Annotated in this window: 13 protein-coding genes; 8 read left to right on the top strand and 5 right to left on the bottom strand. The window is 33.2% G+C overall.

From position 1 onward, the window contains the following. Positions 1 to 16 precede the first annotated feature (16 nt). From J2Z43_RS06280 to cls, 4 genes are all read right to left on the bottom strand, one after another. Positions 17 to 1,756 carry an NADH-dependent [FeFe] hydrogenase, group A6 gene (locus tag J2Z43_RS06280; protein ID WP_209456406.1) on the bottom strand — a complete coding sequence of 580 codons (1,740 nt, stop codon included), beginning with the start codon at positions 1,754 to 1,756 and terminating at the stop codon, positions 17 to 19. An 18-nt stretch (positions 1,757 to 1,774) separates the two neighbouring features. Beyond that, on the bottom strand, positions 1,775 to 3,664 hold the full coding sequence (locus J2Z43_RS06285; RefSeq protein ID WP_209456407.1) for an NADH-quinone oxidoreductase subunit NuoF: 1,890 nt from the start codon (positions 3,662 to 3,664) through the stop codon (positions 1,775 to 1,777). 17 nt (positions 3,665 to 3,681) lie between these two features. Then, positions 3,682 to 4,185 carry an NADH-quinone oxidoreductase subunit NuoE gene (gene nuoE, locus J2Z43_RS06290; protein ID WP_209456408.1) on the bottom strand — a complete coding sequence of 168 codons (504 nt, stop codon included), beginning with the start codon at positions 4,183 to 4,185 and terminating at the stop codon, positions 3,682 to 3,684. Positions 4,186 to 4,331: 146 nt separating this feature from the next. After that, complete coding sequence (gene cls, locus J2Z43_RS06295; RefSeq protein ID WP_234926116.1) at positions 4,332 to 5,813, bottom strand: cardiolipin synthase; 1,482 nt, start codon at positions 5,811 to 5,813, stop codon at positions 4,332 to 4,334. Positions 5,814 to 6,144: 331 nt separating this feature from the next. Between cls and J2Z43_RS06300 the strand changes: the two genes are divergently transcribed. The 7 genes from J2Z43_RS06300 to whiA all read left to right on the top strand — a co-directional run bounded on the left by J2Z43_RS06300 (position 6,145) and on the right by whiA (position 14,837). Further along, positions 6,145 to 9,270, top strand: coding sequence for a cell wall-binding repeat-containing protein (locus J2Z43_RS06300; RefSeq protein ID WP_209456410.1), 3,126 nt, complete (start codon positions 6,145 to 6,147; stop codon positions 9,268 to 9,270). A gap of 478 nt (positions 9,271 to 9,748) precedes the next feature. Further along, a complete protein-coding gene (gene murB, locus J2Z43_RS06305) occupies positions 9,749 to 10,663 on the top strand; it encodes a UDP-N-acetylmuramate dehydrogenase (protein WP_209456411.1) in 915 nt (304 codons plus the stop codon). Positions 10,664 to 10,666: 3 nt separating this feature from the next. Continuing rightward, positions 10,667 to 11,380: a PHP domain-containing protein gene (locus tag J2Z43_RS06310; RefSeq protein WP_209456412.1), complete on the top strand. Its 714-nt coding sequence runs from the start codon at positions 10,667 to 10,669 to the stop codon at positions 11,378 to 11,380. A 15-nt stretch (positions 11,381 to 11,395) separates the two neighbouring features. Continuing rightward, positions 11,396 to 12,253, top strand: coding sequence for an RNase adapter RapZ (gene rapZ / locus J2Z43_RS06315; protein ID WP_209456413.1), 858 nt, complete (start codon positions 11,396 to 11,398; stop codon positions 12,251 to 12,253). Positions 12,254 to 12,268: 15 nt separating this feature from the next. Continuing rightward, entirely contained in the window at positions 12,269 to 13,369 is a 1,101-nt protein-coding gene (locus J2Z43_RS06320) for a gluconeogenesis factor YvcK family protein (RefSeq protein ID WP_209456414.1), read from the top strand. Between the two features lie 72 nt (positions 13,370 to 13,441). Further along, complete coding sequence (locus J2Z43_RS06325) at positions 13,442 to 13,867, top strand: NUDIX hydrolase (protein ID WP_024622233.1); 426 nt, start codon at positions 13,442 to 13,444, stop codon at positions 13,865 to 13,867. 16 nt (positions 13,868 to 13,883) lie between these two features. Then, entirely contained in the window at positions 13,884 to 14,837 is a 954-nt protein-coding gene (gene whiA, locus J2Z43_RS06330; protein ID WP_209456415.1) for a DNA-binding protein WhiA, read from the top strand. Positions 14,838 to 14,924: 87 nt separating this feature from the next. On the opposite strand, the gene J2Z43_RS06335 is transcribed toward whiA, so the two are convergent. After that, positions 14,925 to 15,482: a CD3073 family putative ECF transporter S component gene (locus J2Z43_RS06335; RefSeq protein WP_027701034.1), complete on the bottom strand. Its 558-nt coding sequence runs from the start codon at positions 15,480 to 15,482 to the stop codon at positions 14,925 to 14,927. Between the two features lie 154 nt (positions 15,483 to 15,636). Here J2Z43_RS06335 and J2Z43_RS06340 point away from each other — a divergent pair, with 154 nt between their 5' ends. Next, positions 15,637 to 16,188 (top strand): CD3072 family TudS-related putative desulfidase, encoded by a 552-nt coding sequence (locus tag J2Z43_RS06340; RefSeq protein WP_209456416.1) that lies wholly within the window; start codon positions 15,637 to 15,639, stop codon positions 16,186 to 16,188. The last annotated feature ends 20 nt before the right edge of the window (positions 16,189 to 16,208 follow it).

A 16,208-nucleotide genomic window follows, 5' to 3' on the forward strand; every position in this document is an offset into this window, starting at 1 on the left:
AGTTATTTATATATAATTAATAGACTTCGCTTTTATTCTTAAATGTGGTGTGGAGATACTTATGGGAATTTTCACTGTATGGTTCTCCCAAGAAATCATCGTACAATTTCTTTATGCTAGGGTTTTCATGTGATTTTCTAATTTCCTTATTTGAATCGATTTTGTAAAGTGCTTTACTTCTAGATTTTACTATACTGTAGTCTCCAAAGTGGAAAGGTTGACCTCCGCCACCTATGCAACCACCTGGGCACGCCATTACTTCGACTATTTGGTAGTCTGATTTTCCATCGACTATGTCATCCATTATCTTTCTGGCATTTCCTAAGCTGTTGACAACACATACATTTACTTCAGATCCACCTATATTTATTTGAGCCTCTTTGATTCCTCTAAATCCTCTTACTTCTTTAAAGTCTACGTTTTCTAGAGTTTCCCCTGTAATCCACTCGTAGGAAGTTCTAAGAGCAGCTTCTGTAACTCCACCGCTTGCTCCAAAGATAGTTCCGGCACCAGTTGACTCTCCAAGAGGTGAGTCGAAGTCTTCATCTTTTAGGCTGAGTATATCGATACCAGATTCTTTTATCATATGGGCTATTTCTCTTGTAGTTATTGATATATCGTTATCTCTTATATCGTCTACTTCTAATTCCTCGCGATTTGTTTCGTATTTTTTAGCAATACAAGGCATTACAGAAACAACACATAAATCCTTTGGATCTATGTCTGCTTTATTTGCGAAGTAACTCTTTGTAATAGCACCAAACATTTGCTGAGGAGATTTACAACTCGATACGAGGTTTAGTTTTTCTGGGTAATTGTACTCAATAAAATTTACCCAAGCAGAACAGCAACTTGTAAGTATAGGTAAGTTTTCATTATGTTTAAGTCTGTGAATTAGCTCAGAAGCTTCTTCCATTATTGTAAGATCAGCTCCAAAGTTTGTATCGAATACGTATTCAAATCCCAATGCTTTTAAAGCTGCTACAATTTTTCCGGTAGATAAACCTCCTGAGTCGAGCCCGAATTCTTCTCCAAGAGCAACTCTGACGGCAGGTGCTAATTGAACCACGACAGTTTTATCTATATTTTTCAGCTCTCTCCAAACTTGAGAGATATTGTTTACTTCTCTTAAAGATCCTGTTGGACAGACCGCAACACACTGTCCACAGTACGTACACTCAGTATCGACCATATCGGCGTCGAAAAATGTTCCAACTACAGTATTAAAACCCCTATTTATACCCGAAATAGCCCCAACTGTCTGAATTTTATTGCATACAGCTTCACATTTTCTGCACAGAATACACTTGCTGTGGTCTTTTACTATTGATTTACTAGATGTATCCATCTTATCTATCGACTTTGACCCTTTAAAGCTTATCTGTCTTATACCGAGATCTGCTGCGATTTCTTGAAGTCTACATTCTCCATTTTTTTCGCAGACAAGACAGTCTTGTGGATGATCTGAAAGTATTAGTTCAACGATTCTCCTACGAGTGTTTAGTGCTCTTAAACTATTTGTTTCAACCTTCATACCTTCTTTAACAAGAGTACCGCATGAAGGAACAAGTCCTCTATCAGTTTCGACCATACAAACACGGCACGATGCACACGTTTCTAGTCTTCTGATTTCGTCGGCTTTAAGATAGCACAAGTTATGTATTTTAATATCTATAGTTTTAGCAGCGTCCAGTATGGAGGTTCCTTTTGGGACTGAAACTGGCTTGCCATTGATAGTCAAATTAACTAGATTCATTTTAATTCCCCCAAACGATTATTTTTTTATTATAGCGTTGAATTTACAGCTATCTATACAAGTATTGCACTTTAAGCATTTTGATGTATCGATACAGTGTATTTTTCCAGGTGTGCCAGATATACAAGATGCAGGGCAAACCTTTGAACATTTTGTACATCCTCTGCAGTCATCTGTAATATAAAATGACAGTAGATTTTGGCATTTACCAGCAGGACATTTTTTGTCCATAACATGCGCTATATATTCATCCATAAAATACTGTAGGGTAGTAACAACAGGATTTGGGGCTGATTTACCAAGTCCACACAGTGAAGCATCTTTTATTACTTCAGATAATTCTTTAAGATCGTCTATATCTTGAAGAGTTCCATTACCTTCTGTTATTCTAGTTAAAATTTCTAAAAGTCTTGTAGTACCTATTCTACAAGGAGAACATTTTCCGCACGATTCCTCAACGGTAAATTCTAAGAAGAACTTAGCTAAATCTACCATACAATCTTGTTCATCCAAAACAAGCATTCCTCCAGAACCCATCATAGATCCGATGGATTTTAGGGACTTAAAATCTATAGGTGTATCTATATGTTCAACAGGTATACAACCACCAGATGGTCCGCCAGTTTGAACGGCTTTGAGTTTTCTTCCTTCTGGTATACCGCCACCGATTTCATAGATAACTTCTTTTAGAGTAAGACCCATTGGAACTTCGACTAGACCTACATTATTTATCTTTCCACCTAATGCAAATACTTTAGTACCTGAAGAGTCATCTGTTCCGTAGCTTGAAAACCAATCAGGTCCTTTCAAGATAATTGGCGGAATATTGGCAAAAGTCTCGACGTTGTTTAGACATGTTGGTGATTCCCAAAGACCGCTCTTTGATGAACTATAGGTTTTCATTCTCGGTTCTCCACGCTTACCTTCAATAGAGTGCATTAGTGCAGTACCTTCACCGCAGACAAATGCTCCAGCTCCAAGTTTTAATTCAATATCGAAGTCGAATCCACTTCCAAGAATATTTTTTCCGAGTAGTCCGGATTCTTTAGCTTGTTCAATAGCTACACCAAGTCTTTCAATTGATTTGGGGTATTCTGCTCTTATATATATGTATCCAGTATTAGAACCTATAGCATAACCGCAAATAGCCATAGCTTCCAAAATAGAGTGAGGGTCTCCTTCTAATATAGATCTGTCCATAAAGGCTCCGGGATCTCCTTCATCAGCGTTACAGACTACGAACTTTCTGCCATCTGGACCTACAGGATTTGAAGCCGCAGCCTTCCATTTGTCTCCTGTAGGGAACCCTGCACCGCCCCTACCGCGGAGTCCAGAATCTTTAATTTTGTAAACGACTTCTTCAGGAGTAAGGAGTTCTAGGCATTTTCCAAGTGCTAGGTATCCTTCGTTGGCTATGTAGTCGCTTATATCACTGGGATCTAAAATTCCACAATTTCTCAAAGCAATTCTTGACTGCTTCTTATAGAAATCCATCTCATCTTGATACTTAACTTTCTCATGATCTTTTGAGGGTTCTTCATATAATAAACGGTATATAATTTCATCTTGTAAAATATGTTTTTGAATAATTTCGGAAACATCTTCTGGTTTGACTTTTACATAAAAAACATCATCTGGAAAAATTTTAACTATAGGACCTTGTGGGCAGAACCCAAAACATCCTGTAGCATGGGCAGAGACTTTATCTCCAATGCCTAATTCTACAATTTCTTCATTTAATTTATCTATGATTACTAAGCTATTTGATGATATACATCCTGTATTGCTACAAACTAGGATCTCTCTTTTTTTGATGTTTTCCTTGGCGTGATTGTATCTAAGGTTTAATCTAGGTTTTAATTCTTGAGCCATATCTTTTAGTTCAACAAAAGAATTTATTTTATGCATCGTCTACACCTCACATATTAATAATTTGTTTGTAGTTCCTTTTCTTTGTAAGAATCTAGTATTTCACAAACTTGTTTGGGTGTTACATTTCCATAAACTTTTTCATTTACGGTAACGACAGGAGCGAGACCACATGCTCCTACGCATCTTAAACTCTCTAATGAAAATTCTAAGTTGTCAGTGGTTTGCCCCGATTTAATACCGAGCTGTTTTTCAAATTCAGCGAGTATTTTATCCGCTCCTTTTACGAAGCAAACAGTACCGGTACAAACACTGATCTTGTACTTACCAATAGGCTCTGTTTTAAAATAAGAATAAAATGTTACAACTCCATAGACTTTGGAAGGTGGAATGTTTAGCTTTTTAGATATGTGGAGTTGAACTTCTTTAGGAAGATACCCGAAAATTTGCTGTGCACGGTGTAGTACTTGAATAAGGGCACCTTCAGATGGTTCTACTTTGACAATAAAATCATTTAAGTCTGAAAATAGTTTTTCGTTCTGTGAATAAAAATTACACATCTGCATCACTCTTTCATTTAGATTTATTTATATTTACACCATTTAAATTATTATATCAAAAAACATGTAAAAATAAATCACTTATTAACAATAATTTAACAAAGAATTTATATTATTATAAAATCCTTGTTAAATTCAATTGAATTTTATAAGACTGATGATAATAATCTAGAAATAGATTCTTTAAATCTAATATATGTAGATCTTGAATGATAAATTTCAGGAGTTATCTCTTTAGAATTAATAATATCTCTTTCAAATATTTCTCTAAGCTCTATAGATTTTTCCTGTGAATATATAAAAGCATTGACCTCGAAATTGAGTTCGAAACTTCTTATATCCATGTTTGCCGTACCGATTGAACATATTGAATCATCTGAGACAATAGTTTTAGCGTGTAAAAAGGCATCTTCTCCGTAGGTATATATTTTGGCTCCAAACTTTAACAACTCCCCAGCATAAGAGTAGGATGCCCAGTATACAAAAGGATGATCTGGTTTAGATGGAATCATTATCCTTACATCGACTCCAGATAAACAAGCAAGCTTAAGAGTTTCGATAAGAGTGCTATCCAAAATCAAATATGGGCTTTGAATATATACATATTTAGTAGCCTTTTGTATCATCTTAATGTATCCGTACTTTATCTCATCCAAGTCGATTATATCGGGTCCACTTGAAACTATCTGAACGCCGATATTGCCATCTTCGCATCTACACTTTACACTGCTGTTTTGGAAATGGCTATATAAGTCGAGATCTTCTTTTGTAGTGTATTTCCAGTCGAGCATAAATCTCATATTAAGATCCATAACACAGTCACCTGTAAGTTTTGTATGAGTATCTCTCCATTCACCAAATTTAGGATCTAGACCAAGATATTCATCGCCGATATTAAATCCGCCTACAAATCCTACACAGTTGTCTATTACGACTATCTTACGGTGATTTCTATAGTTTATATTAAAGTTAACTATCTTAAGGAAAGAAGGGAAAAAGCTCGCCACTTTTACACCGTTTTCTTTCAGATGATTTATAGATTTTTGGCTTAGGTTCCTTCCCCCGACGTCATCGTACAAAAACCTTATTTCAACGCCTTCCTTAGCTTTTTGTACAAGAATATCTATTATTTCCTTACCGATACTGTCATCTTTAAATATATAAAACTGAATATTAATATAGTTAGTTGCTTTTTTAAGCTCAACAATGAGGCTGTTAAAAAACTTGCTAGAATCTGGATAGATATCTACAGAGTTATTTGTAGTGTAGTGAGCGTTATTTGAATTAGCCAGTGCTGAAATCATGTCTTTATGTTCATTGGCAGATCTATCGAATCTTAAATCTGAATGAAGGGCAACTTGAGTTTTTAATATGTTACTTTTTAGAATCTTATCGTCCTTCTCTTTAAGTTGGAACATATTATTTTTTGATAAATCCCTTCCAAATATAAAGTAAAGTACAAATCCGAGTACGGGAACTAAAACAAGGATCGTGATCCAAGTCAGAGTTGTGCTTGAATTTCTCTTTTCCCTAAATACTAGATTAAGTACGACTAAAAAGTTTACTACATATACAATTGTTATAGCGAATCCGTAAATTGACGCCTTAAATACCCCTAAATACAACAAATGCCTACCTCCTGAATAGCTATATAATAGCATTGTAATAAGTACTATTATATATAAATAATGTTAAAATTGATAGATTTTTTGTAATAGTGATAGTGTAAACGTAGAAAATAGATGTTTAAAGAAAGAATAAAAAATTGATTAGTTAAAAAATAAACAAATTGATTTTGATACTGTATATCTTATTCACAACAAAAAAATGCCATTTCACACCAATGAAGACATACTAAGGAATTTAGTGTGTTATTTTTTAAATATGAGTATGTAACTATCTAATTTTAGTAAAAGTTATGTGCAATTATTTTAAAATACAGTATTGGAGGATGATAGTATGAAGAAATTATTAGCCTATATTTTAATAGGAGTACTTTCTTTTAATGGAGTTTATTTGACTAATTTGGTGCATGCACTTGAGGGTGATGCAGTTAGAATGGATATGAAGAAAGCAGATAAAAGTAAAAAAGAAGTAAGGGCAAATGAAGTCTATATTTCGGCTATTGAAGAATTGAAGAGCAAGATAGAAACACAAACGGAGGATTTAACGATAAAACTTTCGGATGATTTTCCAGTTGAACTTAGTGAAGCTATAGTAATAGACAAGGGAAATTCATTTAATTTAACTATAGATGGTAGTAATCTAACACTATCTCCAGGATCAGGTTATATTGGAGATTTAATCTCAGTTAATAAAAACAGTGGTGGAAGATTAGAAATTAAAAATATAAATATAAATGGTAAGAATGAAACGACAGGAAAACTGTTAAATATAAAATCTACAAACGGTAATATGATTTTAGAAAATATGGAGTTAACAAATTCTATAAATGGGGCAATATGGATACCTTTTTCAGGGAATGCAAATGTAAGTATAAAATTAGATAATATGAAAATTGCAAATAATAAAGCTGATAATTCTGCACCAGCAATTAGACTTGCAGATAATTGTAATGTTAATCTTGAAATAAGTAACTCTATCATAGAGAATAACTCCAGTACTGGTTATGGGTACGAATGTGGAGCAATAGCTTCTAAATCCCATACTGGTGATTTGGTTATTAATAATACTATGTTTAGAAATAATGTAAACGGATGCTTAAATTCAGGGGTAGTTGGTGGTGGTGGAGGTGCAATGTCACTTCACTATCTTCGTGGAAATCTTAAAATAAATGAATCCTATTTTTATGGTAATGAAACTAGTGGAGAGGGCATTGAAGTCAAAAATACTTATGATGGAGGAGCTATATACATATTAGATGGCCGTGATGGAGCTACGGTATCTATTGACAAAACTACATTTGATAGTAATCTTGCCTATGATGATGGTGGTGCTATGATGATCCAAGGCACAGGAAACCCAGGATTGACAACTGATATTACAAATTGTACTTTTTATAACAATAAAGCATATGGCTTAGATGGAGCTAATGTAACTGGTGGAGCTATTCAGTATTTTAAAAACGGTGGGTCTAGTAAAATGACTAACACTTTAACTGGAAATACTTTTGTTAGAAATCAAGCTGGAAATGAAAGTTCTACAGTGAATCAAACTGGAGGAGCTGTGGCATTGAGTGGAGCAGGATTCCTTGCTACTGCTAGCGTGACTAGTAATAATACACTTTTTATAGGAAATAAAGTTTATAATACTGAGGGAAAAATAAATGATGCTAGTAACTATAAAGATATTTCTAATAGTTTAACTACTCAATTAGATAATAATTTGATTAATGCAGATAAAGGTGCAGATCCTCAGTATACTCTAGAAGATGTTTTAGGAAATGGCAATGTAATGTTAACAAATAATTATTCTATAGTAAAGGCGGGTACAGACAAGGAAAGTATTGTAGTACCAACGATACCGATAAAGCCAGAGGGCTTAGCAGACAATAAGAATAAAACACAACAATCTGGAGCTGATCAGAGAGGATTTGATAGATATAAGGATATTGGTTCAGTGGAAATATCATGGGTAAAATACAATGCAAATGGAGGAACATTCACACTACCAGAACTAACAGCATTTGATGGATCTGCATATTATGAGGGTGCAAATCCAGATGAATACTATGATATAAAATATATAAATGCAAGTGGGAACGTAAAAAATAAAGCTGATTTGAAACCTGTAAAAGATGAAGAAGAGTTTTTAGGATGGTCTACAGATCCAAATGCAACGACTGCAGACCCAGCTTATTCAGATGGAAGTACAATCACATTTAATGCTGATAATGAGGTTGCTACTGGTGAAAATACGCTTTATGCAGTATGGAAAGTAAAAGAAGTAAAAGTAACAGTAACCTTCGATTCAAAGGGCGGTTCAGCAGTTGATCCACAAACCTTCGATAAAGGGGGATATGCAACAGAGCCTTTAAATCCTGAGAAATCAGGGTATAAATTTGAAGGTTGGTACAAAGAAGAGAGTTTAACTCAAAAATATAGCTTTGCAGATACTCAAGTTAATGAAGATATTACACTATACGCTAAGTGGAAATCAACTGGCGGAGGTGGAGGAACAGTAGATCCACCAATACCATCACGAACAGTGATACTAGCCAGTGGTGAAAAATATACAGACGTTCTTACAGCGACAGTGCTAGCTAATGAGAAAAAATGCCCGATTCTGCTTACAGAAAAAGACTTCGTGAATCAAGAAACATTGAATGAAATAAAGAGATTAGGTGTAAATACAGTAATAATATCTGGTGGTCCTGATTCAGTATCTGAAAAAGTAGTAGATCAATTAACTGGATATACTGTAACAAGATTATCTGGAGAGGATAGATACGGAACAGCTGAAAAAGTTGGTAATGAAGTGAGATTATTATCAGGTAATAAAAATCAAGCTATGTTAGTGGATGGAACAAACTTTCCTGACGTAATAACAATATCTAGTTTAGCGTCCGATAAAAGAACACCAATACTACTTACACAACCACAAGATCTAAACATCACAACTAAAGATACAATGAAAGTTTGGGGAATTAATGACATCACAATAGGTGGTAGCTATGACTCAGTTTCACAAAAAGTAGAAAATAGTTTAGCAGGAAATAAAGTAGAAAGACTAGGTGGATTGGATAGATATGAAACAGCGTCCATAATAGGAGAAAAAGTTAGATCATCCGCAGGAAATAAAGCGGATATGATACTAGTAGATGGAACAGATTTCCCTGATGGGATAACGGTAAATAGCTTGGCAGGAAGATATGGAACTCCAATAATGTTAACAGAGCCGACTAAATTAACATCCATAACAAAAGATAGAATTGGAGATTGGTCTATCAAGAATGTTCTAATAGCAGGAGGAACAGCTTCAGTTTCAGAAGATGTAGAAAATAGTCTTCCAAGCTATGGAGTAGTAAATAACGAGAGAATCGCAGGTAAAGATAGATATCAAACAGCAGTAAAAATATCAGAAAGATTCACTCAAAATGGAATAAAATTAGGCGGTACAAAATAGTATAAGAATAAGAATTATCTAAGTAATTAAGAAATAGAGGGTAGCTTAAAAAATTAATAATTTTTTAAGCTACCCTATTTATTTATAATATTGGAGCATATAAGTTATATAAAGTTATATAGGTATTTAATTATAAACTGAAATCAATATTTTAGAAGCCATGGTGAGTAATTATTGATATTACATTTAGATATTATTCTATAATATTAATTAATAAAATAAATAGATTAAAACACCTCATTTTTAAAGAAAAGTAAATACAGAACTCTAATGGAATGTTATAATAGAGTATAATGAATTATAATAGGTACGAGTCTGTTTAAATTTATTATTACTCAAGTATTAAAGATTTACACATTAACATTAAAAGAGAAAATAAATACAAAATATAGACTTAAAATAGTTATTATTTTTAAACCTAGAATACAATAAAATTAATTAAAATAAAGATTTGAAATTTTGGAGGAAATCTATAGTTATGAATAAAGAGTATGTATATGAAAAATTGTTGAAAATAGTTAATAAGGAAGATATTAAAATAGATGAACCTATGAAAAAACATATTTCCTTTAAAGTAGGAGGACCAGCAGATATATTGGTTACCCCTAGAACAGAGGAAGAGATAAGAGAAATACTTAAATTTATAAAGGAAGACGATATTCCGTATTTGATAATAGGAAATGGGTCAAATATGTTGGTAAAAGACGGTGGACTTAGAGGATTAGTTATCGAAATAGCAGATAATTTTAATACCTCTAAGATAGAAGGAAATACAGTGGAAGTACAGTCAGGTGCGCTTTTATCAACGCTTGGAAGAGAGATACTAAGAAATTCACTTAAAGGATTTGAATTTGCAACTGGTATACCGGGAACTATAGGAGGAGCGCTTTGTATGAATGCAGGTGCCTATGGTGGAGAGATGAAAGATATAGTTAAATCTGTGAGAATTATTGATATGGATGGAAACATCAGAGAACTTTCTAATGAAGAGATGGAGTTTAAGTATAGAAACAGTCTTGTAGCCAATATAAAGTGTGTTGTACTATCTTGTAAGATTGAGCTTGAAAAAGGTAACTACGATGAAATAAAAGCACATATAGACGACCTTACAAACAGAAGGGTTACAAAACAACCATTAAACTATCCGAGTGCGGGTAGTACATTTAAAAGGCCAGATGGGCATTATGCAGGTCAATTAATAGATGAAAGTGGACTTAGAGGTCTTACACTTAGAGGAGCACAAGTATCGCAAAAGCACTGCGGATTTGTTGTAAATTTAGGAGATGCAGAAGCTAAAGACTTATTAGACCTAATATATATAGTAAAAAGTACAGTATATAGAAAGTTTGGAGTAATGTTAGAGGAAGAAGTAAAGATACTTGGAGAGGACTAAAAAATGAAAATATTAGCTGATTATCATACACATACAATATTTAGCCACGGTAAAGGAACTATTGAGGATAACGTAAAAATGGCTTTAGAAAAGGGAATAGGTATACTTGGAATTTCTGATCACAGTCATAAACATATTACTTACGGTGTCAAAAAAAGTGATATCCCTATAATGAGGGGAGAAATAGACCTATTAAACGAAAAGTATCCAGATATTAAAATTCTTTTAGGGCTTGAATGCAATGTGCTAGATGATAAAGGCAATATAGATGTAGACGATAATGATAGAAAGTATTTAGATTATGTTATGGCAGGTTACCATTTTGGTTCAAAGCCTACATCATTGACAGCTGCTTTAAACCACTTTGAAAATTACACTATGAAGAGTGAAAAAGCGAAGATTTACAATACAAATGCAGTAATCAATGCTATGAAAAAAAATGATATATTTTGTATAACACACCCTGGAGATAAAGGCGATGTTTATATAGAGGATGTAGCAAAGGTTGCATTTGAGACAGATACAAGACTTGAAATTAACAGTAGCCATAATTTTTTAAATGCTGAGCAGATTCAAAAGATAAAGAGCATAAGAAATAAATTTATAATTGGATCTGATGCACATGCACCGATAAAAGTAGGAAATTTCAATCTAGCTATGAAGACAGTGAAAGAGTCGGATCTAGATGTTTCATTGATAGAAAATATTATATTATAAAAGGGAGGTAGTATCATGAAATTTGTTATAGTTACAGGTTTATCAGGATCTGGTAAAAGTGAAGTAATGAGAGCTTTGGAAGATTTAGGATTCTACTGCGTAGACAACTTACCACCTGCATTGATAACTAAATTTGCAGAGATATGCTACCAACCTAATTCAAGTATTGATAAGGTTGCACTTGGTGTGGATATTAGAGGACTTCAATTTTTCAAAGATTTCCATGAGAGCTTAAATTACCTAAAAAAAGAGAACTACGCTTATGAGATGCTTTATTTGGATTGCAACGATGATGTTCTTCTAAAAAGATACAAAATGACTAGAAGGAATCATCCGCTTGCTAGAGATATGCAGATACCTGAAGGTATCAAGAAAGAAAGAGCGATAATGAAGCCTTTTAAGGAGTCAGCAAGTTGTATAATTGATACATCGAATATGAAACCTAGAGATCTTCAAGAAGAGATAAAGAAAATTTATTATGAAGGTGAAAATAATTTAAATATAACTATTTCAGTAGTTTCATTTGGGTTTAAACACGGAATTCTAACAGATGCAGATTTAGTGTTTGATGTTAGGTTTTTGCCAAACCCTTATTATTTAGAAGAACTGAAATTTAAGACAGGTGATGACGAAGAAGTTAGAAATTATGTCATGAATTCTCCAGTAAGTAAAGAATTTTATAAAAAACTATTAGACATGATACATTTCTTAATTCCTCAATACATAGATGAAGGAAAGCAACATCTAGTAATAGGAATAGGGTGTACTGGGGGGAGACATAGATCAGTTACTATAACAAATCTTTTAGCTGATGATTTGAATGAAAAAGGCTACAGAGTTGTTAAAAAACACAGAGATTCTATGTTGAGATAGTGTGGAGGCAATTTTATGTTTGAAATACTTATTTTGGTAAGCATATTAGGTTGGATTGGTCTATTCATTACACTATTTTTGTATCTAAAAGCTAGAAAAGAGAGAAAGAAACTATTTACTAGATCAGTTGTGGAATGTTACGATCCAAAGGTTGTAGTAATAGGTGGGGGTACAGGGCAGTCAGTTTTTTTAAGAGGTCTAAAGCACACTACTCAAAATATTACAGCTGTAGTCACTGTTTCGGATGACGGAGGTGGATCAGGTGTTTTGAGAGAAGATCTAGGCATGTTACCACCTGGCGATATAAGAAACTGTCTGTTAGCGCTAGCAAATATCGAACCTACTATGAATGAAATTATGCAGTATAGATTTTCTGACGGTCAGCTCAAAGGACAAAGTTTTGGAAACCTCTTCTTGGCCGCTATGAATGGACTTTATGGAAATTTTGAAACTGCAGTATATAAAATGAGTGAAATATTTGCAATAACTGGTAGAGTACTACCTGTAACACTGGAAGATGTAAATTTGATTGCAGAATTTAAAGATGGATGTGTTATAAAGGGAGAATCAATTATACCAAAAGAAGTAAAAGCAAGAAAAACTTCTATAGAAAAAATAAGCCTTGAACCAGCTGATGTTAAGCCATTAAAAGATGTTATAAATTCAATTTATGATTCGGATATTATTGTCATAGGTCCAGGAAGCCTGTATACTAGTATAATACCTAATTTATTAATTGATGATGTTGTGAAGGCTATAAAGGCCTCTTCAGCACCAAAAGTATACATATCTAATATAATGACTCAACCAGGAGAGACAGACGGATACAATGTATTTGATCATGTAGAAGCTATAGAGAAGCATGTGGGAAGCAATATAATAGATTATGTTATTGTAAACAACGAGATGCTCCCAAAACAAGTTTTAAATCTATATAAACACGATGGAGCAGAACAAGTTTTGTTAGATAAGAAGCAAGTTGAAGGATTAAAAGATATGGGTATTAAATGTATCGAAAAAAATATGGTTGAGATAAAGAATAACTACATTAGACATGATGCAAAATACATATCTAACATAATAATAGAGCTGGCACTTAATCACAGTTGTATGTAGTTAAGATAAAAGGGTTTTAAAAATTTATGTAGAAATCCTTATTATTATGTTAGTTTTAAGGAGTGAACATCTATGAGAGAAGAGGTCAGTGCTGGAGGTGTTGTCTTATTTGGAAACGCTGTTCTTCTACTGAGGAAGTTTAATGGTGATTGGGTATTGCCAAAAGGTAAAGTAGAAGAGGGCGAAAGTAACGAAGAGGCAGCTCTTAGAGAGGTAAACGAAGAAACAGGAGTAAAGGCGGATATACTCAAGTATTTAGGCGAGATACACTACACATTTAAAGAAAATTGGGATGAAAATAAAGCAGTTCACAAGACCGTATTTTGGTATTTAATGCAGTCTAGAAATATGGATACAGTTCCTCAAAAAGAAGAGGGTTTTATAGATGCTAAATTTGTACATTTAGATAGAGTAGTGGATATGGCTAGATATGACGACGAAAAAGAGATAATAAAAGTAGCATTAGAAGAAATTAAAAAAAGAATCAAGAAAAATTAATGTATAGGTGATCGACATGTCGTTTTCTACAGATACAAAAAATGAATTAGCTAGAATTTTGCCCGAAGAACGCAGTGTAGCTGTTGCGGAATTAGCAGCAATAGTAAAATCTGCGGGTAGCTTACAGATAGCTGGATATAAAAAAATAAATTTGAAAATATTGACAGAGCTAAATTCAATAGCACGTAAAGTTTTTAAATTATTAAAAAATAATTTCGATATCAACACTACTATTTCTATAAACAAGAATCAAATGTTGAAGAGAAATAATAGTTATGTACTTACAGTTACGGACGAAATGGGAGCTACAGAGCTCCTAAGAGAGCTTGGAATGTTAGAACCAGGAGATGGATTTTTCACTGTAGATAAGGTCCCAGAAAAATTAGTTGAGCAAGATGAATGCAAGAGAGCCTTTTTAAGGGGTGCTTTTCTAGGTGGAGGCTCAATTAGTGATCCAGATAAGAGCTATCACATGGAATTTGTGACAAACTCTGAGGAATTTGCTATCTCATTAAAAGATTTGATAAACTCAATTGGATTAAACAGCAAGATAGTTCCTCGAAAAAGCAATTACATTGTTTATCTAAAAGAGAGTGAGCAAATTTCAGATTTGCTCAGTGTAATAGGGGCGCATAATGCTCTACTCAGTCTACAAAACACTAAAATATTAAAAGAGATGAGAAATAATGTTAATAGAATTGTAAATTGTGAGACAGCAAATCTTTCAAAGACTGTCAATGCAGCAGTTAGGCAGGTAGAAGATATAAATCTAATACAGAGAACAATAGGAATAAGCAATTTACCAAACAACTTACAGGAAATTGCACAGATAAGAGTAGAATATGAAGATATGACACTTAAAGAGCTAGGTGAAATGCTTGATCCACCAATTGGCAAGTCGGGTGTTAACCACAGACTTAGAAAATTAGGTGAAATAGCTGATGGATTGAGAGAAGAAAATAATTTATAAAGATTATAGTATATATTAAAAGGACTCCATATAGTGGACACTAAAGTGACCACTATATGGAGTCCTTTTAAATAAAAAAGAATAAATTTATGCTTCAGCTTTTTTAAGTTCATTTAAATATCGTTTAGGTAATCTAGAGACTAAGAATACAGCAAGTATGCAAGATGCTGGTTTATCAACTATGTTACTTGTTATTCTACCTAGAAATGCAGCTTGAAATATACTTTCTCCACTTTGTCTTAAAAATCCAACCAATAAATCAGCCCCGCTGCCGCTTAAGCCGCCACTGACAGCTATAGATATTGGAGTTCCAATTAGCGGACATAATACAGCTAGTACCACACCAGTTAATACGGCAGTTATGTAGTTAAATTTCCATTTTTTTGATACAAATCCTACAAAAAGTCCAAGGGCAATATTAACTAAAGCAAAAGGGAAGTTAATAGGTCCTAATATTATTCCAAGAACTAAATTTGTACCACCACCTATAATAGCTCCGTATAGAGGACCGAGTATTATAGCACCCATTATAGTTCCAAAAGTGTCTAAGAATAATAAGGGTATGTTTATAGCCTGCATAATAGATCCGACAACTACATTTAAAACTATACACATTGCACTAAAAGTTAAAGCTTTTGTTTTCATAATCGATATCCTTTCGTGTATATTAAACTAATTATGTGATATTATTACTATATAATTATACAAAACTTTACAAAATAAGATATGAAGTATAGGTAATAACTATACAGAAGTTGAAATTATAATACATTTCTATATGAAAATATTGGAGGAGACCATGATAAGAAATAAAAAGATTGTTATACAATGTCACTGTATACTAAATTGTAATAGCAAAGTAGAAGGATCATCGGAGTATGAAGGAGCATTAGACTTTAATAAAAAGTTAATTGAAGATGGATTTGGAATTATTCAACTTCCATGTCCTGAATTGTTGATGTATGGAATAAATAGATGGGGTCACTCAAAAGAACAGTTTGATAATATTATATATAGAGAAAAGTGTAGAGAGTTATTATTAAGCTATATATATCAAATGGAGATGTATATAGATAATGCTTATGAGATAAGAGGTATAATTGCAATAGATGGAAGTCCTAGTTGTGGATACAACAAAACATGTTCTTCTAAAGAATGGCATGGAGAACTTAGTGGATGTAAAAATTTAAGTGAGAAAATAGGAGATATAAAGCTGATAGACGGTAAGGGAGTATTTATTGATGAACTAATAAAACTTCTAGACGAATATACAATAGATATACCTATATTTGGAATTGATGAGTCAAGACTAGAGGAGTCTATAAATGATGTATATAAAAAACTATATTAAAAACTAGTTATAAATTTTAT

The sequence above is a fragment of the Metaclostridioides mangenotii genome, assembly GCF_017873185.1.
In the GTDB taxonomy this organism is placed as follows: Bacteria; Bacillota; Clostridia; order Peptostreptococcales; family Peptostreptococcaceae; genus Metaclostridioides; species Metaclostridioides mangenotii.